The organism is Paenibacillus sp. 2TAB23, from assembly GCF_052115165.1.
Lineage (GTDB): Bacteria > Bacillota > Bacilli > Paenibacillales > Paenibacillaceae > Pristimantibacillus.
Genome location: NZ_JBFRGD010000016.1, coordinates 107840 through 130428, shown reverse-complemented (window position 1 = coordinate 130428; position 22589 = coordinate 107840). Strand labels below are relative to the sequence as shown.

The 22589-nt window shown below is 49.3% G+C and carries 18 protein-coding genes; 12 read left to right on the top strand and 6 right to left on the bottom strand.

Features of this window, described 5'->3' with window-relative positions:
- Positions 1-191 precede the first annotated feature (191 nt).
- Together AB4Z29_RS21665 and AB4Z29_RS21660 are read right to left on the bottom strand one after the other, a co-directional pair.
- Positions 192-1184 (bottom strand): ABC transporter substrate-binding protein, encoded by a 993-nt coding sequence (locus AB4Z29_RS21665; protein ID WP_441945076.1) that lies wholly within the window; start codon positions 1182-1184, stop codon positions 192-194.
- Between the two features lie 128 nt (positions 1185-1312).
- Positions 1313-2947: a helix-turn-helix domain-containing protein gene (locus AB4Z29_RS21660; protein ID WP_441945075.1), complete on the bottom strand. Its 1635-nt coding sequence runs from the start codon at positions 2945-2947 to the stop codon at positions 1313-1315.
- Positions 2948-3137: 190 nt separating this feature from the next.
- Here AB4Z29_RS21660 and AB4Z29_RS21655 point away from each other — a divergent pair, with 190 nt between their 5' ends.
- The 6 genes from AB4Z29_RS21655 (at position 3138) to AB4Z29_RS21630 (ending at position 8719) form a co-directional block, all read left to right on the top strand.
- The gene (locus tag AB4Z29_RS21655; RefSeq protein WP_441945074.1) at positions 3138-5066 is read left to right on the top strand and encodes an ABC transporter substrate-binding protein; all 1929 of its coding nucleotides are present in this window, start codon (positions 3138-3140) and stop codon (positions 5064-5066) included.
- A 319-nt stretch (positions 5067-5385) separates the two neighbouring features.
- On the top strand, positions 5386-5820 hold the full coding sequence (locus AB4Z29_RS21650; RefSeq protein WP_441945073.1) for a YciI family protein: 435 nt from the start codon (positions 5386-5388) through the stop codon (positions 5818-5820).
- A complete protein-coding gene (locus AB4Z29_RS21645; protein WP_441945072.1) occupies positions 5817-7067 on the top strand; it encodes an RNA polymerase sigma factor in 1251 nt (416 codons plus the stop codon). The genes AB4Z29_RS21650 and AB4Z29_RS21645 overlap by 4 nt, the downstream gene beginning before the upstream one ends.
- A 272-nt stretch (positions 7068-7339) precedes the next feature.
- Positions 7340-7774, top strand: a complete 435-nt coding sequence (locus tag AB4Z29_RS21640; RefSeq protein WP_441945071.1) for a YciI family protein — start codon at positions 7340-7342, stop codon at positions 7772-7774.
- A gap of 96 nt (positions 7775-7870) precedes the next feature.
- Positions 7871-8212 carry a DUF1801 domain-containing protein gene (locus AB4Z29_RS21635; RefSeq protein ID WP_441945070.1) on the top strand — a complete coding sequence of 114 codons (342 nt, stop codon included), beginning with the start codon at positions 7871-7873 and terminating at the stop codon, positions 8210-8212.
- A gap of 99 nt (positions 8213-8311) precedes the next feature.
- Positions 8312-8719: a DUF6855 family protein gene (locus AB4Z29_RS21630; protein ID WP_441945069.1), complete on the top strand. Its 408-nt coding sequence runs from the start codon at positions 8312-8314 to the stop codon at positions 8717-8719.
- 94 nt (positions 8720-8813) lie between these two features.
- Here the strand turns inward: AB4Z29_RS21630 and AB4Z29_RS21625 are convergent, their stop codons facing one another.
- The 4 genes from AB4Z29_RS21625 to AB4Z29_RS21610 form a co-directional block, all read right to left on the bottom strand.
- Positions 8814-9269 carry a hypothetical protein gene (locus AB4Z29_RS21625; RefSeq protein WP_441945068.1) on the bottom strand — a complete coding sequence of 152 codons (456 nt, stop codon included), beginning with the start codon at positions 9267-9269 and terminating at the stop codon, positions 8814-8816.
- Positions 9270-9371: 102 nt separating this feature from the next.
- Positions 9372-11204 (bottom strand): ABC transporter substrate-binding protein, encoded by a 1833-nt coding sequence (locus tag AB4Z29_RS21620; RefSeq protein ID WP_441945067.1) that lies wholly within the window; start codon positions 11202-11204, stop codon positions 9372-9374.
- Between the two features lie 124 nt (positions 11205-11328).
- Positions 11329-12837, bottom strand: coding sequence for an ABC transporter permease (locus AB4Z29_RS21615; RefSeq protein WP_441945066.1), 1509 nt, complete (start codon positions 12835-12837; stop codon positions 11329-11331).
- Between the two features lie 14 nt (positions 12838-12851).
- Positions 12852-14294, bottom strand: coding sequence for an ABC transporter permease (locus tag AB4Z29_RS21610; RefSeq protein ID WP_441945065.1), 1443 nt, complete (start codon positions 14292-14294; stop codon positions 12852-12854).
- Positions 14295-14513: 219 nt separating this feature from the next.
- Here AB4Z29_RS21610 and AB4Z29_RS21605 point away from each other — a divergent pair, with 219 nt between their 5' ends.
- The 6 genes from AB4Z29_RS21605 (at position 14514) to AB4Z29_RS21580 (ending at position 22578) form a co-directional block, all read left to right on the top strand.
- The gene (locus AB4Z29_RS21605) at positions 14514-16250 is read left to right on the top strand and encodes an ABC transporter ATP-binding protein (protein WP_441945064.1); all 1737 of its coding nucleotides are present in this window, start codon (positions 14514-14516) and stop codon (positions 16248-16250) included.
- A 179-nt stretch (positions 16251-16429) separates the two neighbouring features.
- Positions 16430-17767, top strand: coding sequence for an extracellular solute-binding protein (locus tag AB4Z29_RS21600; RefSeq protein WP_441945063.1), 1338 nt, complete (start codon positions 16430-16432; stop codon positions 17765-17767).
- 35 nt (positions 17768-17802) lie between these two features.
- Positions 17803-18693, top strand: coding sequence for a carbohydrate ABC transporter permease (locus AB4Z29_RS21595; RefSeq protein ID WP_441945062.1), 891 nt, complete (start codon positions 17803-17805; stop codon positions 18691-18693).
- A gap of 53 nt (positions 18694-18746) precedes the next feature.
- The gene (locus AB4Z29_RS21590) at positions 18747-19562 is read left to right on the top strand and encodes a carbohydrate ABC transporter permease (protein WP_441945061.1); all 816 of its coding nucleotides are present in this window, start codon (positions 18747-18749) and stop codon (positions 19560-19562) included.
- A 59-nt stretch (positions 19563-19621) separates the two neighbouring features.
- Positions 19622-21406 (top strand): cache domain-containing sensor histidine kinase, encoded by a 1785-nt coding sequence (locus AB4Z29_RS21585; RefSeq protein ID WP_441945060.1) that lies wholly within the window; start codon positions 19622-19624, stop codon positions 21404-21406.
- Positions 21403-22578 (top strand): response regulator transcription factor, encoded by a 1176-nt coding sequence (locus tag AB4Z29_RS21580; RefSeq protein ID WP_441945059.1) that lies wholly within the window; start codon positions 21403-21405, stop codon positions 22576-22578. The genes AB4Z29_RS21585 and AB4Z29_RS21580 overlap by 4 nt, the downstream gene beginning before the upstream one ends.
- The last annotated feature ends 11 nt before the right edge of the window (positions 22579-22589 follow it).

Genomic DNA, 22589 nt, shown 5'->3' with positions numbered 1-22589 from the left:
TTCAGCAGGTTGACGTTGAGCAATAGCATATGGCGAGTTCGATCTTGGGAAAACGGGGAGACTGAATGAAGTGAAATCGAAGGCTGTCATCATACGGAAGCAGGCACGGCGCAATCAGACCTTGAAGGAGCTTGAAGAAGCAGCTCTTTCAGTTGCCTTGATTTAACCGTGCCTGCTATAAGTGTTCGGAATTACTGCTTATTCTCAAAGACGTTAAGGACTTCATCGATCGCATAGCTGTCCGCGAGTGGAGACATGCCCAGATTGAACCATTCTTTGCCAGCCATCGTATAAACATGATTGTTTTTAACTGCAGTCATATTTTTCCAAAGCGAGCTGTCCAGCAGTTCTTTATAGCGGTTCTGGATAGCTTCATTGAACTCATTATTAAGCTGCAGGATGATATGGTCTGGATTGTATTCAGGTATTTTTTCCAAAGATATGGAGATGGAACGCTCGGCTTGCGGGAATTCCTTAATAGGGTTTAGGCCAAGCCGCTCATGAATAAAGCTGCCCCGATCAATTGTCTCTCCGTAAATGATGATTTCCTTTTCCATGACCATCATGTACATAACCGTCTCGTCCCCTACAAGGGTATCGAGCTTCTGCTTAGCCGCTGTTTCTTTCGTCTGCAAATCGGTTATGACCGTTTCTGCTAGTGATTCTTTACCAAGGACGCCGGCAATATCACGCAGTTCGTCCTTCCAATTATCACGCTCCGGCAGGAGGATGGTTGGAGCGATTTTGGAAAGCTGATCATAATCCTTATCGGACCACCATATTGGAGCAATGATCAAATCAGGCGCAGCGGCAAGAATTGCTTCAAAATTAGGCGTTTGGGCGATGCCCATTTTCACCGTATCTTTAAATCCCTCTTCTAAATAGGAAGGGTATTCCTCATGGTAGTTTTGTACCGCAACCGGCGTGACGCCAAGCGCATACAAAAATTCAGGATATACGACGGAAAGCCCGATGACCCGCTTGGGATCGGCAGGAATCGTAATATCTCCTTTGAGGCTATTAATGACCCGCTCTGCAGCAGGTGCTTCTGCGCTCGGCTGGCTAGTAGGCTCAGTCGTTGCGTTCGTAGTGTTCGTTTCCGTTTTCGCTGCTGCACATGCTGTGCTAATCAGCACCAACAGGATCATCATTAATCCTGTTAATAAGCGTACATTTCTTTTCATTCCGTGGTGCCCCTCCTGTAAATCTAATTGATGAATGACTGCCGCTAATTAAAATTGATAATCATTATCATATAAAAGGAGTATAGTTGAAATGGCCCATTCATCCTATTGACGATAGCGACAAAATTTCATGTACGATCATGCCATAGCTTCAGTACCTCATCTACTATAAGATCATGAGTAAAAGCGTTATATTCAATCCAAGGGTAAGCAGGAAGATAGTCAATCCTGCCATTCTGATAGGCCTTCAGGGAACGCCATTGTTCAGAGAGCATTAAAGTGTGCCAGCTGGACTGGGAATGGGGGTCATCGCTTGCGATGACCAGCATGCGATCCGGGTCGATAGCAGTGAGTTGTTCGGGCGTTACCTCCATATCGGATATTTCTTCATAGGTATGCTGAGCACGCCTGATATGCAAATCATCGTAAAATACAGTTGCAATGCTTTTGCCGCCTAGCAGCGTGAAGCTGTCCCCGGCGATCCTCAATATGAGGAGGCTGTCGTCTTTGAAAACCTGTTTCATCTGATCGCTGGCGAATGCCGCCTTTCGCTCATATTGATCTAACCAAGCTTCAGCAATGGTTGATCGACCCAAAAACTGTGCGGTTAGGCGGAGATGCGAGCGCCAATCGTTCTCTAACCATGGAACAAAAAAAGAAGGAGCGATTTCATTTAGTTTTTTCTGTTCCTCGCTTGGGACCAGATGGTCGGAGCCGACAATATAATCTGGCGCAGCAAGCCTTAGTTGTTCCAATCTATCGGCATTCCGCGAGCTTAAACCGAGCACGGAGCTTGTTTCATATTTTCTTTGATAATAATCGGTCCATGGATGCTCGGCTGGCGCTGCGTATGGCGTCACTTGCAGCGCAAGAAGCTGTCCGATGTTAAAAGGATCGTAGGCAACGATTTTTTGTTTGTTGTTCTTTATGAACGCAGCGGGCGGTATGCCGGAAACCTGTTTGAATTTGCGCCGAAAATAAATATCGTCATGGTAGCCCACATGGCGTGCAATGTCCCGTATGCGATAGTGTCCGCCCGTTCTCATCAGCTGCTGCGCTTGTTCAATTCGGTAGATCGCCAAATAATCAATTGCGCTGCAGCCATTTCTTTTTTTGAATAAACGCATGAAATGGCGGGGGCTAATGCCAGCTACTTTAGCCAAATGCTCGATGCTCAGTTCTTGCTGGTAATGCTGCTTCATGTAGCTTTTTACGTTTTCAAGCACGGCTTCCGAGTCGGACTCCTGCTCGAGAACAGCGTCCTGCAGAATCGTATGCAGTACCTCTTGGAATTGGATTTGTCCACGAAACCGTTGGAGCGGGTTCTCGTCCTTCATATGATGATAGATGGCTTCGCATAAAGCGCCTACCGTAACGGGAGACGACATGATAACTTCTCCTTTTACTGGAAAGCGGCTGAAAGAATCGTTGACGCTGTTAAGGATCGGCTGTCCTTTATCCGCAAAAACATCGAATCGGATATGGTAAAACCCCCGCTCATCCAACGAGTCTACTGCCGCTTCGACGAGCTGGCCCGGCACACATAGATATACGCTGCCTTGCCGCAGCTCAATAAATCTCCCGTCGACGCTCAGTTGTCCATGGCCGCTTGCAGCTACCAGAAGCAGGTGTGATTCTATAAATTGAAGCTTAAGTTTCCAGTCGTTTATATGCATGCTGACGGACTCTATTTCGCGAAGCTTGAAATGCATGTCTTCGAGCGAGCCGTATTCGGTTATTTTCATGCTCTTATCGGTCTTCACTAAGAAGCTCACCGCCTTGTGGCTAATTAAAGACATTTTAGCTTACTATACCCTTCACCGCAATTTTGCGGGCGGGCGTATGGAAGGTTTTTATCGCTTGAGTAACGCGATTGGTCTTCTTCGAAAGTGGAAATAGCCGCTTTTACCCGTCGTGATTTATAATGAGATATATTTGTTGCGAGGTGTAGCTATGGAATGGTCAGAAACGATCCGATTATGGAGCCAGACGCCGGTTAAAATAGTAGACATTCGCCATATCGTCTTAAAGCCATGGGAGGAGCCGCGAGAATATCGACTTCCCGCCAACGCTTTCCTGTTTGCCAATCAGGGAGAGGCATGGCTGAAGCTGGATGGCATCGAGGTTACGTCAAGCGGCTTTCGCGTTCTTCACGGTGGAAAAGATGCTATTCTCCATTTGAAGGGTTTGAATCGTTCTTTTGATTATTATCTCATTCTATATAAACCGATATTGGAGTTAACCGGTGATTTCATATCGAAGCGGCTGGAGCAGCTTGCTCGATTCAAGAGACCCTATACATTCCATGCGAGCGATCCTATTCTGCTGCTTTCCTTGCTTGAGCGCATGTATATGCACTGGACAAGAGGCGACGAGCTGGAACGCCTGCAAGCAGCAGGCTCATTCTATCAATTCGTGCATGAGCAATTCCGGCAGCTGCAGCTGGATGGCGCCGAGCTTGCGGAGCCTGATTTGGCCGCGCAGATCGCACTGTATATTCATGAGCATTACCGGGAACCCATACCCATGGAGACGATGGCAAATGTGTTTCATTACAGTACCCACTATCTCGCAAGGGTGTTCAAGCGTAAGTTTGGAAGCAGTCCAATGGAATATCTCGTGCACACACGTATGAACAAGGCGAAGGCTTTGATCATAGAAACGGATATCCCCATCCGCACAATAGCAGAGAGCGTAGGCTATACCGATATCTACTACTTCAACCGGCTTTTCAAAAAGCAGACTGGCGCTACGCCAGCGCAATTCAAAATGCACCGTCTCGGGTTAAAAGGTTCAATTCGTACGAATATTATGCCCGAATCGTTCATTGCGCCCCAAGCAGAGGAAAGCTATATTGTTAATAGTGATAATCATTATCAACAAAATGCTTGGAGAGTGAATGAAATGAACGTTAGATTTAAGCCTTCTTTTGCAGTGAGCCTGTTATTCAGTCTTTCTTTGTTGTTAGCCGCATGCGGCGGCACGGGGGCTGAGGTGCAGCCGACTGCTCAGGCAAATAACGAACAAAAGAATGAATCGGCTGGCGCATTGCCAGCAGAGAAAAGAATGTATAAGGATGCTTTGGACCGTGAAGTGGAAATTTCTTCCGATCCTAGCAAAGTTGTCGTTGTTACATATGGCGGTTATTTGCTTCCGCTAGACTTGAAGCCGGTAGGTGCTGATCAAGGCACATTGGATCAATACCCGGAGGATATGGCTGATGTGGAGAGTATTGGTGAGGGATTAGGCAACGCAGAAGCTATTTCTGCGCTGGAGCCCGACTTGATTATACTTCCCGATTATCACAAAGCAGAAGCGTTTGCAGCGTATGAGAAAATTGCGCCGACGATTGCCGTAGCCTGGGGCGGTGATCCAGATGTAGTGAACACGCTTCGCACAATGGGTGATATTATGAACCGCAAGGACGAAGCTGAAGCATGGATCGCTAAGTTTGAAGAGAAGCTCCAGCGGATTCGTGATCAAATCGACATCAATATTGCGGAGGGTACGACCGCCATTACGTTCATCCTTTACGAGGGGGAAATTTTATTAGGAGGCAAAGGCGGTACACTTGGCAAGCTGATCTATGATGATTATGGATTCAAGATGCCGGAGCAGTTCGAAAAGTATGCCGACGGAGGAAGTATGATTTCCTTGGAACAATTCGTGAATAAGCCAGCCGACTATTTCTTCACCCAAATGACGGATGAAGAGATGGCGCAAATGATGGAGCTATTCAAAGAGCCGGTCTACCAAGCGATACCGGCGATCAAAGAAAATAGAATCATTAACGTGACGCGGGACAAATGGAATTATGGCCCTTTCTTGGTTGACGAAGCGGTTGACGCATTGATTGAACAGGTTGCCAAGGCACATAAATAAGGAAGCTTACGTGTTAAGAATTGAAAAGGAAGAGCCGAGCGGATGAAGTCGCTTGGCTCTTTTTTGCGCCTCATGCGGCAGGAACAGGGAATCAGGCTGCTTCTTCAATGGTGAACGGATCGTTGAAGAGGAGTATGGAAAGGGCATGACGAATACCTATTCGGGAAGCAGGAGCAGAAAAATGATTGTCACCGAAATATTTGCAGTGTGAGCTGTCGATTATATCTGCCCTTATTCGTCGGTTATATAGGAGCGGGATTGGCCGTTGGAATGAGGGCTAGTCATTGCGTATCCATCATACATTCAGGAGGGAATAACGATGAGATTTATGATGATTGTTAAAGGTACGACAGATTCCGAGGCAGGAGTTATGCCAAGTCAGGAGCTGCTGGAGGCGATGCTGCGCTACAATGAGGAATTGGCCAAGGCAGGCGTACTGCTCGCTGCAGATGGGCTGCAAGCAAGCTCTAACGGGATTCGCATATCATATCCGAATCCGGGAGAGAAACCGAAAGTGGTCGATGGTCCATTTACGGAGGCGAAAGAGATTATCGCGGGTTATACGCTTATTGAAGTCAAGTCGCGGGAAGAAGCGATTGAATGGGCAATGAGGATGCCGGATCCGCATGGCAACGGTCAAGGGGAAATTGAGCTGCGGCAGATAATGGGGGCGGAGGATTTGACGCAAAATCCGGAAACGCTGGCGATGGAAGTCGCGCTTCGGGAGAAAATGGAAGGATCTAAGAAGCAATGACGAAGGAAGCCGTCCAGCGAACGATTGATGCAATCTGGCGAATAGAGTCGGCTAAGCTGATCGCTGGGCTGGCACGCATCGTACGCGACGTGGGACTCGCGGAAGATCTTGCTCAGGATGCGCTCATTATCGCGTTGGAGAAATGGCCGGAAGCTGGAATTCCCGATAATCCGGGCGCATGGCTGATGACGACGGCTAAGCGACGCGCGATTGATTTGATCCGCAGGAGCAGGCTGCGCGAACAGAAATACGAAGAGGTAGGGCGCGGAAGCGAGCTGTATACGGAGCAGGAGGTGGACATGTCGCTAGATGGCGAGGTTGGAGATGATCTGCTACGGCTCATCTTTGCGACATGCCATCCGGCATTATCCCCGGAGGCACGCGTAGCGCTAACGCTCCGTTTGTTGTGCGGACTCACGACGGATGAAATCGCGCATGCTTTTCTCGTCGCGGAATCGACCATCGCGCAGCGTATTGTTCGTGCGAAGCGCACGCTCACCGCCATGCGGGTTGATTTCGAGGTTCCCGCAGGCGAAGAGCTTAAGAATAGGCTGTCAACGGTGCTCGAGGTCATTTATCTCATGTTTAATGAAGGTTATGCAGCGACCTCGGGCGGCAGCTGGCTGCGGCCATTGCTTTGTCAGGAGGCGCTGCGGCTAGGACGCGTGCTGGCTGAGATCGCACCCGAAGAGCCGGAGGCTCACGGTTTAGTTGCCTTGATGGAGATTCAATCCTCACGGTTCAAAACGAGGGTAAACGTTGAGGGCGAGCCGATCCTGCTGATGGATCAGAACCGTGCTCTCTGGGATCAGCTGCTCATCAGGCGCGGCTTGGCTGCGCTTGACCGTGCGCAGAAGCTGGGCCGCCCGCTGGGGCCTTATGCGCTTCAAGCTGCCATTGCCGCATGCCATGCGAAAGCGCGGCAAGCTGCCGATACCGATTGGGTGCGCATTTCCGCTTTGTATGAAGCTTTGTCACGCGTCATGCCGTCGCCGATCGTCGAATTGAACCGTGCGGTAGCTATTGCGATGGCTTTTGGTCCAGCGTTTGGGTTGCAGCTTGTTGATGAACTGACAGCTATGCCCGCAATGAAGGATTATCATCTGCTGCCGAGCGTGCGCGCGGATCTCCTGGCTAAGCTGGACCGTATGGATGAAGCTCGAGAAGAGTTCGAACGAGCCGCATCCATGACACGCAATGCGCGTGAGCGCGAGCTCCTCCTTAGACGGGCGGCAGAATGCGAGTGAATAAGAAGCAAGTCTCCTGCCCCGGATTGACGGCGGCTAAGGAGACTTTTTTTTGATATATAGGCATTTAAATGTATTCACATATAAATGCGCTTATATATATATCCGCGATACGACTGCTTTTGCCTTAGAGGACGGCGCCAGCCGTTTACGCTTGCGAGAAAATATTTTGTGAAGGTTATGGTGTCTGTCGAATATCGAGCTTCCCGTTCGTCGCTTATATAGAGGCAGGTTTGCATAAGGCCTGCATTCCAAGACGGGAGGGAAATCATATGCGATATATGTTGATTGTGAAAGCGACTAAATATTCCGAGGCAGGCGTGAGGCCAAGCGATGAGCTTATTGCGAGTATGTCAGCGTTCAATGAAGCTTTAGCAAGCGCGGGTAAGCTTCTCGCAGCAGAAGGTCTACAGCCGAGCGCAAGCGGACTACGCATATCCTATGCTGAGAACGGGGGGCTGCCGCAAGTGTTGGCGGGACCATTCGAGGACCCGCGCGAGCTTATTGCAGGGTTCACGCTGATTGATGTGGAATCCGAAGAGGAGGCTATACGCTGGGCACTTCGCATGCCGAACCCCAGCGTCAGCGGGGAGGGAGAGATCGAGCTTCGTCTGCTTTGCGAGGAAGTTAGCTTGCTGAACAGCTCGACAGGCTTGGCCTTAGAGACTGATCTGCGGGACCAGCTCGGTATGCTCAAAAGAAGATGATATTTGGAAGTTAGGCAAATATTGGCCCGTCTTCATACAGCCGGCCTCCAGAGGATAAGTATCGTAAAATACGATCGGCGAAAAGGAGAATCAGAGATGAATCAGGAAGTATCGAATTTTATTGAAACGGTGAAAGAGCCATGGCAGGGGGAGCTTTGCAGCAAGCTGCGCGAGGTCGTGCATGCCGCTGTTCCGGGTATTCAGGAGCGGATGCAGTACAAAAAACCTCATTTTTTGCACAATGGAAAATATGCAGCCGTTATTTCCGCGTCAAAGGACGCGGTAAGCTTCACAATATTTAATGCGAGTGCATTATCGCTCCCAGAGGGATTGTTCGATGGCCCCCCAGAGAGGAAGACGATCAAGCTGCGTCAGGGGCAGTCGTTCGACTCTGAGCAGTTAGTTTCCTTAGTGGGTGAAGCGTCTGCAACATTATAATTCGCCTGTCGCGTGGATGCCAATGGGGTTTTGCAGAGTGAGAGGCTGAAAAGATGATATACTGGCAAGGGTCGGAAACTATCAGTAGGAGATGAGGACTTGCCTGAAGCAATGGGAACGAAAGAGAATCCATGGCAGCTTAAAACACCGCCGCTATCCTCGGAGTATGAAATGTATAAGGATGAAAAGGATGGAAAAGAAATCATAGTCTGCACAGTAGGGAAAACGGTGCTGCATTATGACTATCGTTGTATCGAAGACCTGCATGCTATGCTCAAGCAGCATGGTGACTGGATGGAGCTTGGCAGCGCCGACGAGCAGAAGCCTGCGAAAGCGGGTACTGTAGAAGCATGGGGCCGCTCAGCAGAAAACCCGATTGGCGGGTGGTATGGGCTGAAGAAAGGATTCCGTGGGAGATTCGGTATGTATATCCCGCCGTTGATGGAGCAATTGGGACTTGCTGAGGTCGAGCATAACCCAAGGAATAATCGTATGAGGGCGATCTAAATCGCTCTTATGAATAAGATCTTTCTATATAGGATCTTTCTATGAGCAGAGTATGCTGATCGAAAGATCCTATTTGGTCTGTAATCGTTTGGAATCAACGTTGGATAGGCTCAATCCGGTATGAAGCCTTGCCGCCCGAGGCTTGCGCATCGCTTAGCAGAACCAGTTGCCACCCAAAAGAGAGGACAGAGGTTAGTTGCTGGGCTTCACTCTCTGACAAGGCTGCAACTACCGCCTCATGGCCAGGCTCCAGCAGCAGCTCAGCCTCTTGCCCAAGCGCGACGAGGATCCAGCTGTGAATGCCGCGAATCGTATTATATTTGATGTGATAGCCCTGCTTCACGGCTTGCTCGAAGCTGCTCGCATTCTCGGCAGCAAACGCGATTAACCCTGTATAATCAAATTGGAATTTGCTATTATCCGCAGGAAGATCCCCCGTATGAACTCGGTTAATCAATTCTTCATTCGCCCAGCCATGTGCTTTAAGCGATTCCAGCATAAGGGCATCCCACTGAGAGAGACTTGCTTCTGGCTTATTGATATTGGACATGTTTAGTTGCTCCTTTTCGTTTTGCATATGATCAGCCAAATGCGAAAAAAACTGCCCCGTCACCATGGATGAGCTGAGGCAGTCTTTTTCTGTTATAGAGATTTATTTGCTTGCGTTATATGCAGACAGGAATTCCTTCACCTTCGCCGAATCGGCTTTCAGCTCTAATCCCGTGTCAACAAGCGGGCTCAGCGTGGATACCGCTTTGAATTTATTGCCGCCGTAGTAGGCAAGAATCTCGTCTTGATTGATGGAGTAAAGCACGGCTTTTCTCAAATCAGCGCTAGTTGCTACCGGACGGTTTTTTGTGTTGAATAGCAGGTAAGAAACCGCGTTGCTCGGAATCGTTTGAAGCGTCAGCTTGCTATCACTCTTAACTACATCGTATTTCGTTTCGGCAACGCCGTAGTAAAGGTGGATCTCGCCGCTGCGCAGCGCGGATAAGCTGCTGTCCGCGTCTTTGATGAAACGGATTTTGATATTGTTGATTTTTGGTTCATTGTCTGTGCCCTTAAAGTAAGCAGGGTTTTTGTAGAAAATAGCTTCGTAATCATTTTTGCTGGAAAGGATGTAAGGACCGCTTGTATAAAGCGTGTTGTTGTATGCTTTGCCTTCCGTTACTGTGTTCTGGTCGCCGTAAGGGATGTCTTTGTTCACATCGAATTTGGCTACGTCATACGTATTGATGCTCTCCACTTGTTTCTTGGATACGATACCAGCGGATTGGTGAGCCAAATAGTTCAGTACTTGCGGGAAAGGCTCGGTAGTCGTAAGCTTCACGACCTGGTATTTGCCCTCTTTGCTGTTTGCTTGCGTTTTGTCGGATACAAGTGAAGAAATCGGTGCGCCTAGGCCTTTTTCTAGAGCAGCTTTCACGCTATCGCCGCCGCCTGTTACTTTTACGCTATCAAGCGAAGCTGCGTCGGTAACAAGTTCGATTTTTGAAATATGCTCATGAAGCGTGAACGTACGGTGGTCAGGCACGGAGTTTTTGTCTTTCGCCCGATCAAGGGAGAAGATAACATCGTCTGCACCTACACGCTCGCCTGTATCTACGGCAAGCTTGTTTTTAATTTGAGCGAAATTAATATTGTCTCTTAGGATAAAGTAGTAATCAGAATTACCTTCAGCAATTGCATGATTGTAAGACAGGGAGCCGTCAGAAGTGATTTTATCGTCATCCGTCAGGTTCACCAAGCGAACGTACATATTGGTATTGATAATATTGATGGAGCCGTCATTGCCCTTGATCGGGTCAAGCGATGTCAAGGTCGGCATCGTCGATTGCAGTACCAACGCATCCTTGGCGCGCTTGGCTGTGTCTTTGAAATCAAGAGCTTCCCATGGAAGCGAACGGGATTTCGAGATGCGAACGGAATCTTTGTTCAATACTTCTTGGTTGAACGCTTGTGCCTTCAAGGAATTGTACAGTGGAGCAATATAGGCTTTGTCGAATACGAGCTGCTGCTCGAATTGCTTGTAGGTTTCCGTATACTCTGCCGGTGTTTGAGCGCCAGCAGCATCAATTAGAGCATCGATATCGGCATCCGCTAGAATGCTGTAGTCCCCGCCTGTTTTGAAAAGGGAACGAACCGCGTAATCCGGATTTCCAGTTACTGTTGTCCAGCTGGACAATGCGATATCGTAGTTGCCAGCGTCTTGCTGTGACTTGAAGCTGCCGTAATCAGCTTGTACATTGAGCTTCACGTTGAAGCCGTTTTTAGTCAGCTGATCGCGGATAATGTTAATGTCAGCCTCATTGCTGCTCATGCCGAGCAGTTCGATATCAGCCGGGCTGCTGTCAACGACTGGTTCTGTTCCTTCAGTCGGCTTCGGTGATTCCGCGGCGTCGTTCTTAGTGGTTACGCTGCAACCGCTGAGCATAATAGAAGCACTGAGCAGCAGCAAAGCGCCAAGCTTGGTTTTGTTCTTCATGGTATTCCCTCCAGATATATATTCTATTTCTATATTTAACTCACATTCATTCATCGTCCGTTCATGGTTTCGTAACGTAGAAGTCGATGGAATATGAATGAGTTACGTGTTTATAAAGCTGGATTTAGTCCAGCTTCGGGTCGAGTGCATCGCGCAGGCCGTCGCCAAGGAAGTTGAACGAGAGTACGAGCGCAATAATGGCAAGACCGGGATAAATGGCCGTATAGGCATGCGTCTCCAGGTACGCGCTGCCAAGCTTGAGGATGTTGCCCCATTCCGGAATATGCGGCTCTACGCCAAGTCCTAGATAGCTCAAGCTGCTGGTCGAGATGACTGCCGTGCCTATCGTAAGCGTGGACTTCACGATCATGGGCGCGATGGAGTTCGGCACGATGTGCTTGAACAGAATGGCGCCGTCGCTTGCACCGAACGCGCGCGCAGCTTGCACATACTCAAGCGTGGAGACCAGCATCACGTTCGCTCTCATCGTTCGGGCATAGGTCGGAATGGCTCCGATGCTCAGCGCTAGAATGAGATTGACGGTGCTTGCGCCGAATGCCGCAATGATGGCGATGGCGAGCAATATACCGGGAATGGCATACAGGATATCCAGCGCTCTCATGATTACGTTGTCCGTATGGCGTCCGTAATAACCGGAGATGGCGCCAAGCGCGCCGCCGATCACAACCGGAATGAGCGTGGACATGAGGCCAACGACCAATGAGATTCGTGCGCCGAACACGATCCGGGAAAATAAATCTCTGCCGAAATTATCCGTACCAAGCGGATAGGCTAGATCCGGCGATTGCAGAATGAAGCTGTAATTGTTATCGATGGCCATGCCGTAATCGAAGGTCAGATAGCTCGTAATGGACAACGTAAGCAAAAACAGAATAAAGAGCAGCCCGAGCATCGAAGTTGAGCTTCGGGAAAGGCGCTCTACCACTTCGCCAAGCTTGGAACCGGCCGTATGCCCCTTGTCGCGAAGCTTGGAGATGAGCAGCAGCCCGAGGAACAAGGCGAACAAATTGCCGCTGACCGAGGTCAAGAGAAGCACGGCAGCAACCGCCCACATCCAGCGAGGCAAAATGACCTTGTCGGCATGCCTAGCGATAAGAAGCAGTGCGGCAAGCTGCAGCACAGCGGCTATAATCAGCAGAAACATGCCAGTCAGAAATCCGTTTGCTACATAAGGCTTGAATAGATTAAGCGCGGAAACGGCGAAAACGAGCACCGTTGTAAGCCATGCATACGCGGCCAGCGTATAGGCAGCGCTTTTCTTCGCCTTCACAAGCTGGAAAGCAGAGGTGGCGATGAATATGTTGGCACTCAGCAAGCTGAGCAGCAACACATATCCGAGTGACCTCGTAGAACGTTTTATGGCACCATTTCGAATGAGATCCCTGCGAATTAGCGCCCATACGCCGAACTGAAACAGCGTAAACACGATATAGGCGAGACCGGCTATAAGTACGGCAGGCTTGAAAGCTCCCGTGCTGGGCATATAGCTGTTCAGCAGCAGGACAATCGCCAGAGCCAAGGATACGATGCCTGAGAAGCTTGCTTGCCCATACTCCTGACTGGACTTCAGCCGGAACTGGACTTCTTGCTTGGTGATGGACGGATTCGTCAAAAGTAGCACCTGCTTTAGTATTGTTTCATTTTGGAACGAATTCTCGGATCAAAAAACGCGTACAGCAAATCGACAATCACATTCACGATAGAAATGGTAATAGCTGTATAGACAACTCCGCCCATAATGCTCGGGATATCGGGAATGAACTGCTTGTCTACGATATAGCTTCCGATACCGCTAATATTGAATACTTTCTCCGTGACGGCTGCTCCGCCGAGCATGCCGCCGAACTGGAGGCCGATAACCGTAATGATCGGGATAAGCGCGTTGCCGACAGCATGCTTCCACAAGACATGCCGGCGTGCGAGCCCTTTTGCTTTGGCGGTCGTAATATAATCCTCATGAATGACCTCCAGCGTCGAGGAGCGCGTCATTCTGGCTACTGCAGCCGTTAGTCCCGTACCAAGCACGACGATTGGCATAATCGCGGACAGCCAATTGTCGGGATTATAAGTGGCGGGCAACCAGGGCAGCTTAATAGAGAAATTTAGGATGAAGATTAGCCCTTGCCAAAAGTTGGGAATGGACAGTCCAAGCAAGGCAATGAACATAAAGGTATAATCGAGAAAGGAATTCGGCCTTGTAGCGGACAGGATTCCAATTGGCAGGGCGATCAGAACAGCGATCAACGTCGAGATAAACGTTAAGGTTAGCGTAACCGGAAATTTATTCGCGATTGCCGTTGTTACGTTCTCGTTGCCAGCAAATGATTTGCCAAGATCAAAGGTTAATATGCCTTTAATCGTATTCCATAGCTGAACCAGATAAGGCTGATCCAATCCGTAAAGATGGTTGAACGTTGCTATTTGTTCGGCTGTAGCGGTTTCGCCCAGCAGATTCGCTGCCGGATTCATCGGCGAGATGTATAGAATCGTGAAGACTAGGAATGCGACTCCGAAAATAACGAAAATGGCCATGAACAGCCGTTCTACGATATATTTCACATAAGGATTGGCATAGATCGCCATCAGCAGATACATGGGCAATCCGATGATAACCGAAAGAACGATAAAGAAAGGGTTCATCGCCAGCGAATGGTAAGTGTCGCCGAACGTAATCTTTAGGCCGCTCTCACTAGACATGCGTTCCTTTAACTGCGCTTGCAGTGTTTCTTCGAACTTCCGTGCGGCGAGCTGTTTGGCTTCGCGAGCTGTCTGCTCCGCGCTGACCGTCTGCTTGAAGAAGCGATGCTTCCGCTGCAGCTGGTCCTGGGCTTCGAGAAGCAGCTCGTCCAGATAACCCGATTGCAGCAGCTTGTTTCTCGTTTCTTCCACGATGCGAGTGTAGCCGCTCTTGGATTTGAGCAGTTGATACGCCACATAAACGATAACCGTAACAGGTGCTCCAGCAAGCAGGAGAAGCAGCCTGTAAGATGGATGTAATAACATTTTGCGGTATATGGCGGCCAAACGATCAGCAAAGCCATTACCCGTTGCAGTAGCGTGCCCTATCAAGCTAGTCCGCTCCTTTTCGCTCAAGCTTTTTTTAATTGCATTATTCCGATCGATATAGTAGATTTTATTTTAAGGATAGAAAAAAGTCAATAACCTCAAGGTTGGATTGAAACTATAATCATTATACAATATATAATAGGGTAGAGATATAAATTAGTTACTTACTTTTTGAAATCTTTTTGGATTTTATTGGAAAATAATAACAACGTAGGTGACGATATGCATACATTACTTCAAGTTAACGATTTATCCGTATCATTCTTTTCTCATGATAAGGAAATAGAAGCCGTTCGCCATGTCAGCTTTGAAGTTCATAAAGGCGAGACGCTGGGCATCGTCGGTGAATCCGGGAGCGGGAAGAGCGTTACTGCCCGCACGATTATGAGGCTGCTGCCATCGCCGCCTTCTATGGTAAAAAATGGCGAGGTGTTATTCCAAGGGCAGAATCTAGCCTTCAAGTCCGATAAGGAAATGGAAGGTATCAGAGGCCGCGATATCGGAATGATTTTCCAAGATCCGATGTCCTCCCTTAATCCGACGATGCGGATCGGCAAGCAGATCGAAGAGAGCTTGATCAAGCACCGGAAGCTGAACAAGCAGCAGGCCAAAGCCGAGGCGATTGAGATGCTGAAGCTTGTAGGCATTCCGAATAGTGAAGCTCGCTACCTACAGTATCCCCATGAGTTCTCCGGTGGTATGCGTCAGCGGGTTATGATTGCAATTGCACTTGCATGTCGGCCGTCTCTGCTCATTGCGGACGAGCCGACTACTTCGCTGGATGTGACCATACAGGCGCAGATTCTTAATCAGATGAAGGATATACAGAAGCAGCTGGGAACGTCTATTATTCTCATTACGCATGATCTTGGCGTAGTCGCGGGCATGTGCGACCGTGTTGTTGTTATGAAAGACGGCGAGATCGTCGAGACGGGAACGACGGAGCAGATCTTCGCGAATCCGCAGCATCCCTATACAATCAAGCTTCTTAACGCGCTGCCTCGTCTGAACGAGAAGAAAAAGGCAAAGCCTGCTCCGACGCTCGCAAGGCAGGCGGATGATGTACCGCTGCTTCAGGTGCGGTCACTTAAGCAATATTTTGATATGGGCAAGGGGCAGATTGTTAAGGCAGTTAATGATATAAGCTTCGACATACGGGCAGGCGAGACGCTTGGGGTGGTCGGCGAATCCGGCAGCGGCAAGTCGACGGCTGGCCGCACGATTCTTCGACTAAACGAAGCGACAGGAGGCGAAGTGCTCTATCGGGGCATTCCGCTGCAGCAGTTGAACCGGACGGAAATGAAGACGATGAGGCGGCATATGGGGATGATTTTCCAGGATCCGTATGCTTCCCTTAATCCAAGGCTGCGCATTGTTGATATTATTGGCGAGGCACTCGATGTGCATGGGATAGCAACAACGAAGCAGGAGCGTCAAAGGCGCGTGGAGGAGCTGCTGGAGATGGTGGGGCTGAATGCTTCGCACGCGCTGCGGTACCCTCATGAGTTTTCCGGAGGACAGCGCCAGCGGATCGGTATTGCGCGGACGCTCGCCGTTGAGCCGGAGTTCATCGTATGCGATGAGCCTTTATCCGCATTGGACGTCTCCATACAAGCACAGATTGTGAAGCTGCTCGAAGAGCTCCAGCAGCGGCTAGGCCTAACCTATCTGTTTATTGCTCATGACTTATCGATGGTCAAGCATATCAGTGATCGCGTCGCGGTGATGTACAAAGGGAAAATCGTCGAGCTTGCCGAAAGCGAAGAACTGTATGCCAATCCGATTCACGCCTATACGAAGTCGCTGCTCGCGGCGATTCCCGTACCTGATCCAAAAGTCGAATCGTTGAAAAAAGCGGTGCCGCATACCGAAGCCGCCAAGGCCGACCCTTACGGACTGGAGCACTCGACTTTTGTTGAAGTGAAGAAGGGGCATTGGGTAGCGATTGCAGATCATTAAGATGAAGCATACAAGAAGGTCTTCCTATTACTGGAAGGCCTTTTTTGTTTTGTATGTTCAAAGGTTGTTTTCTTTACATTTCTATAATAATTGAACATTCTCCCTATAGTTTACGCATAGTCAGTAGAGTCGGTCCGGGCCATAATTGTAGATAGGAATGACAACGTTCGACAAGGGGGATGAAAGGTTTGAATCATGCAAAACGAAACTCTGCTTTACTGCTGATGAGCGGCCTGCTATTCGTGTTAACCGCATGCAGCGGAAACAATGGCGGTACGGTGCAGCCAACTACGGCTGTCAAGGAAGGTGGGGAATCTAAGAAACAGATTACTTTGACCTTTCAAAATCATTATCCCGATGCTACCGATGTGCAGCATAAGGTGATGAGACAAATTACGGATGATTACATGGCAGCTAACCCGAACATCAAGATCGAAGTCGATTCCCTGAATATCGACCAGCAAAAAATTAAACTAAAGACGCAAGCGGCATCCAACGATATGCCGGATATTACGGTTGTGAACGCAGCGGCGCAGATGGCGCCATTCGTCGATGGCGGCAAGCTGGCGCCGCTCAATGATATTTTGGACCGTGACGGTCTCGGCGAAAGCTTTCATAGCGGCATTTTAGATTACTATACGTTCGACGATAACGTGTACGCACTGCCTGATGGCAATAACATTGCCGTCATTTATTACAACAAAGAATTGTTTGAGCAGGCGGGCGTAGCCATCCCAACGACCTTTGACGATTTGATCAAAGCGGCAGAGACTTTCAACAGCAAACAAATCATCCCAATGGTGGTCGGCGAGAAGGAAACATGGACCGGTTCCTACTTCTTCATGAATATCCTCCTTCGTCTAGCGGGTCCGGGCTATCTGAGCGAAGTTCAAGCGAAAACGAAGGATTTCATGGACCCTGCGTTTGTTCAATCTGTGGCAAAGTTCCGTGAGTTTATCGAAGCTAAGGGCTTCCAAGAAGGGGCAACATCCTATGACTACGATTCTGCGGAGAGCCTATTTACTTCCGGCAAAGCGGCGATGTATTTCATGGGCACTTGGGCGACTGGGGCCATGGATGACGCGGAAATCAAAGGCAAGGTCGGTGTGTTCCCTTTCCCTACGGTAGATGGCAAAGGCGATCTAGATGAATATATGCTGGGGCCGGGTACAGGCTTTGCTTTGTCGGCGAACAGCCCGCATCTAGAGGAAGCGAAGGATTTCCTACATTACTTTATGACGAATTATCCGAAGGTATCGTTTGAATTCAAAAACGCGGTTGGCGTGGCGCAAGTCGTACAGGGGGATTTTGCACAGGCTGGCTATTCGCAGCTGGCGATTGATGTACTCGATATATTCAAGAAGGTAAAAGGCGGAGATATTGCTTTCGATAATACGATGGATCCAAGTACGACGCAGACGCATCTCAACAGCATTCAAAATCTGTTCGTATCCTCCATTCCACCGGAAGATACCGCTCGAGAGCATCAAAATGCATTTGAAACCAACAACCAGTAAACGAAACCAGATCATGCAAGGGAGAGGATAATTCGATGCACGCCGCCAAAATTTCAAAACTGACCCTTTCGGTTTTCGTTCTCCCTTGCCTCATTTTATATGTGGTGCTCGTATTTGTACCGATTACTGTCGCCGCCTATTATTCTCTGTTCCAATGGAACGGTATCGGAGAGAAGCTGTTTGTTGGCTTGTCCAACTATTCAACGATGTTGGCTCATGATCCTGTCTTTTGGCCATCGGTGTGGAGAACGATCATGTTTGCTTTCTTCTCGATGGCTGAGATTCCGATCGCCTTGCTCATTGCCGTGCTTCTGACCCGTTATGTGCGCAAGCCGAATTTCCTCGTATCGAGTTACTTTCTGCCGGTCATTCTCTCGGTGGTCGTAATTGGGCAGCTTTGGAAATCGATCTACAATCCGGCTTCGCTTGGAGGACTGTTGAACAATGCGCTTGATTTCGTAGGCTTGGAATCATGGACGAGAACGTGGCTTGCCGATCCCGAGGTATCGATTTTTGCTTTATTCTTCGTATCGCTCTGGCAGTATCTGGGCTACCATATTCTGATTCAGTTTACCGGAATACAGAATATTTCGCAGGAGGTATACGAAGCAGCCAAAATCGACGGGGCAGATGGCTGGAAAGCAGACCGTTACATCACATTCCCGCTCGTCGTTCCTGTCTTCAAAATCTCTATGGTTCTAGCTGTAATCGGCTCCTTGAAGGTATTCGACATGGTGATGGTGATGACCGCAGGCGGTCCGGCACATGCGACCGAGGTCATCTCGACCCACATGTACAACAAGACATTTGCAGCGCTGGAGTACGGGTACGGGAGTGCGATCTCCATCTTCCTCGTTATCGAATGTTTGCTCGCAACGGTGCTGCTCAATAAATTGTTCAAAAGCTCCGAAGATAGCATGCAGTAGCTGCACATGCACGGGAAGCAAGGGAAGGAATAACAGGCAATGAGGTGGACCGAATGAGGAAAATAGCGGTATGGATATTGTTTTCAGTTCTATTTGTATCACAGGTGTATCCGCTGGTGTGGCTGCTGCTTTATTCATTCAAGACGAATAAGGAGATTATGTCAGGGCAATTTCTGTCGCTGCCAGCCTCGCTGCAGTGGGACAATTACTCTTCGGCTTATACCGCGGGACATTATTTGCAATATTTAACGAACAGCCTGATCGTGGTGAGCATTACGCTGCTGTTCACTCTCGTATTAAGCGCGATGGTATCGTATGCCATTACCCGTTTCAATTGGAAATGGGGCAAGGCCGTCATGCTGCTCTTCCTGATCGGCATCATGATTCCGATTCAATCGACGCTGCTGCCGCTGGTAGTCATTTTCAAAAATATCGGCATTCTGAATACGCATCTCTCGCTCATTCTGCCGTACATCGCCTTTGCGATTCCGATCGCGGTGTTTATACTATCCGGCTTCTTCCGGACGGTGCCCCGTGAAATCGAAGAGTCCGCGAGCATGGACGGGGCATCGGTCTATCGCATTTTCTTTAACATTATGCTGCCGATCATTGCTCCTCCGCTCATGACGGTGACGATTCTGACGTTTATTGACGTATGGAACGAGTATATCCTGGCTTCGACCTTTATTTCTAAAATAAGCTTAAAAACGCTGCCTTTCGGGATTTACAGCTTCTTCAGCCAGTATTCAACGAATCATGGAGCCATTGGAGCCTATTTGATAATGGGTGCAATACCAGTTATAACCATTTATTTCATACTGTCTGAAAAAATAACGAAAGGAATGGTTGCAGGAGCGATAAAAGGCTGAAATATCGTGTTATAATGCGGACATTATTCATTATATTGCGACGAAAAAGGTGTTCAATAATGATGACAATGTTCAAATTCCGTTCATTCGGCACACGGTTATTTCTTTTATTCTCTGCATGTTCGTTCTGCCTGCTTATCGTCTTTTCATTATCGTATTCAAAGCGCTCAACCGAGCAAATCAACAGCATGCTGGGCGACGCGGCTTACAAAAACGTGTCCCAGGCACGCGAGCATGTCGAGCTGCTCTTGAAGGGCTATGACAGCTTAAGCCGATCAATCGTTACAAACACCGATATACAGCGCCTGCTTGGCAAGAAAGAGTCGAACTCAGCGGTTAGGGCAATCAACGAGAGGACCATTACGAACGCGCTGGGATCAATTTATTATTCTTGGGACGATGTTCTGGGCATCCACCTGTTTAATCTGGACAATGGCCTGTACAGCTATGGAAGCAGTACGCAAGTGATCGACCCGGACTTCGCCAGCCGGGCGTGGTATGAGCAGATTAAGCGATCGGCAGGAGAAACCGTTTGGATTGGCATGAGGCAGCATTCGGTTATTGATCAGAACGAGAAGGGACCCGTATTCATCTTTGGAAGAAAGCTGACGGACTTGCACAAATCCCATTCGATTGGCATGGTGCTGATCGAGATTAAGCCGAACGCGCTGCAGACGATTTTGAGCAATATGAATGTCACAGACCATACGATTTCGTTTCTTGCTGAGTCGGATAAGGTCATTGCCCATCTGGATGTATCCTTGCTTCAGTCGAAACCAAGCTTCATGCTGCCAATGATCGAGAACGCTACGTCCAGCCGTTTTGTTGCGGGTGATGAGCAGATTGTCGTGTCCAAGCTGAATACGAACAACTGGTATGCGGTAAGCGTAACGCCGATATCCGACTTGACGGTTGAGATCAATACGATCCAGCGGTTATTAACCGGTCTGACGATCGGCTTGCTGGTGGTATCACTCGTATTCGCCTTGCTGGTCTCGGTTACGTTTACGGCGCCGCTCAAGCAATTAATGCGGCATATGAGACTGGTTGGCCAAGGAAGGTTTGAGGAAGCCCCGGTTTTAAAATCGTTTAAGGAAACCGAGCTGCTGACCGAGGGCTTCAATCAGATGGTTCGGCGCATTAACGAGCTGATTGAACGAAACAATCAGGTGTCCGAGAGCGAGAAAATCGCACAATTGAATGCGCTTCAATCCCAGGTAAACCCTCATTTTCTCTACAATACGCTCGATATGGTGTATTGGATGCTCGATGAGAAGGACAACGAGTATTTAGGCAATGTCGTGTTAGCGTTATCGAGCATTTTTCGCTACAGCAGCGATTGGTCGAATGGCTCCTCAGCGACGCTTGGGGAAGAAATGGAGCAGATCAGGCGTTATGCGCTCATTACGCAGGCACGTTTCGGAAATAAGCTGAGATTCGAATTCGAAGGCGAAGAGTACGGTCTCGATCTGACCCTGCCGAAAATGACCCTGCAGCCGATCGTCGAGAATGCCGTCATACATGGCATTGGCCATGCGGGGAGCGGAGGGGTTGTCCGAATTGCGGTCGCTCGCATAGACCAGAATATCGTCATCACCATCGAGGACAACGGAATCGGCATTGCCCCGGAGAAGGTTGCCGTCATGAATGAGATGTTTGAAAATTCAGTACCTTTAAGCGGGCGATCCGGCGTAGGCCTCGCAAATGTTCATCGCAGGCTGGCCTATCGCTTCGGGACAGCTTACGGGCTTACGGTCCGATCTGCTGTTGGCCAAGGCTCACAGGTGATCATCACCTTGCCATTTCAAGGGATTCGGCGTGCAGACAGGGAGGCGGCGTTATGAGGATTCTGATTGTGGATGACGAACCGACGATACGCAATGGGGTGAAGCGGACGATTGAGGCTGCCTTTCCGTCGGCCATCGTGCAAACGGCCGATTCCGGGGAAGCGGCGCTGCCTTGCCTGCCGGAGGTCGACATCGTTTTCCTTGATGTAATGATGCCGGGAATGGGTGGGCTTGAGCTGCTGCGGGTTGGGAAAAAAGACTACGAGGACATTCGATGGATCGTCATCTCCGCGTATTCGGATTTTTCCTTCGCCCAACAGGCGCTTCGCTACGGGGCAAAAGATTATTTGCTGAAGCCGGTCGGCAAGCAGAAGGTCATTGAATTGCTGCAGGAGGCAGATGAAGCGATACGTGCCGAACGCTCGCTCAAAGTGGAGCTTGAGCAGCTTGACCGCCATATCCACTATATTCGGGAAGCCGTATTCCAGCGCTGGGCCTCGGGACTTGATACCGGCCACTACGATATGACTCCGATTGCACGGGAATACGCAGGCAGCAGGCTGATTATGGTCAGCCTGCTGCCTGAGGAGGATACCCGCAGAAGGCATCTGCTAGTGGAGGAAACGCTGACAGCGTGGATGAGCAGCTGCGGCAAAGGGTTTTGCGTCAGCTTCGGGGAGCGTTCGTTGCTAGGCGTGTTTCTCGCTTCCGCGCCGTTCAGGGACGGGGACATGCTTCCCAAGCTGCAAACGGAGCTGAACCAGTCATTAAACGGAGCGTTCCGGCTGCAGGTTTCACAGCCGGTGGCCGCTTTTGACGATATCCCCAAGCAGGTCACGCTCATGCAGGCACAAGCCGATGAGACGGTAGAAAAGCTAAGCCTGCCTGAAGCGAACAACAATGTAATCGTTCAGACCGCGCTGAAGTATATTCAGGACAATTACCAGAATAACCTGACGCTCGAGAAGGTCGCAGCCGCCGTATATTTGAATCCCGTCTATTTCAGCCATTTGTTCAAGCAAAGCAACGGGATGGGCTACAAGGAATATGTCATTCAGCTTCGGATCGAGCAGGCTAAGGAGCTGCTTAAGCATTCGACCTGCAAAATAACGGATATCGCGGAGCGGGTCGGCTACCAGGATATGCGGCATTTTACGCAGGTATTTCGGAAAGCGGTGTCCATGACCCCTAGTGAATATAGGCTTCAAGAGAGTAAAACAGGCTTTTAATCAATAGGATT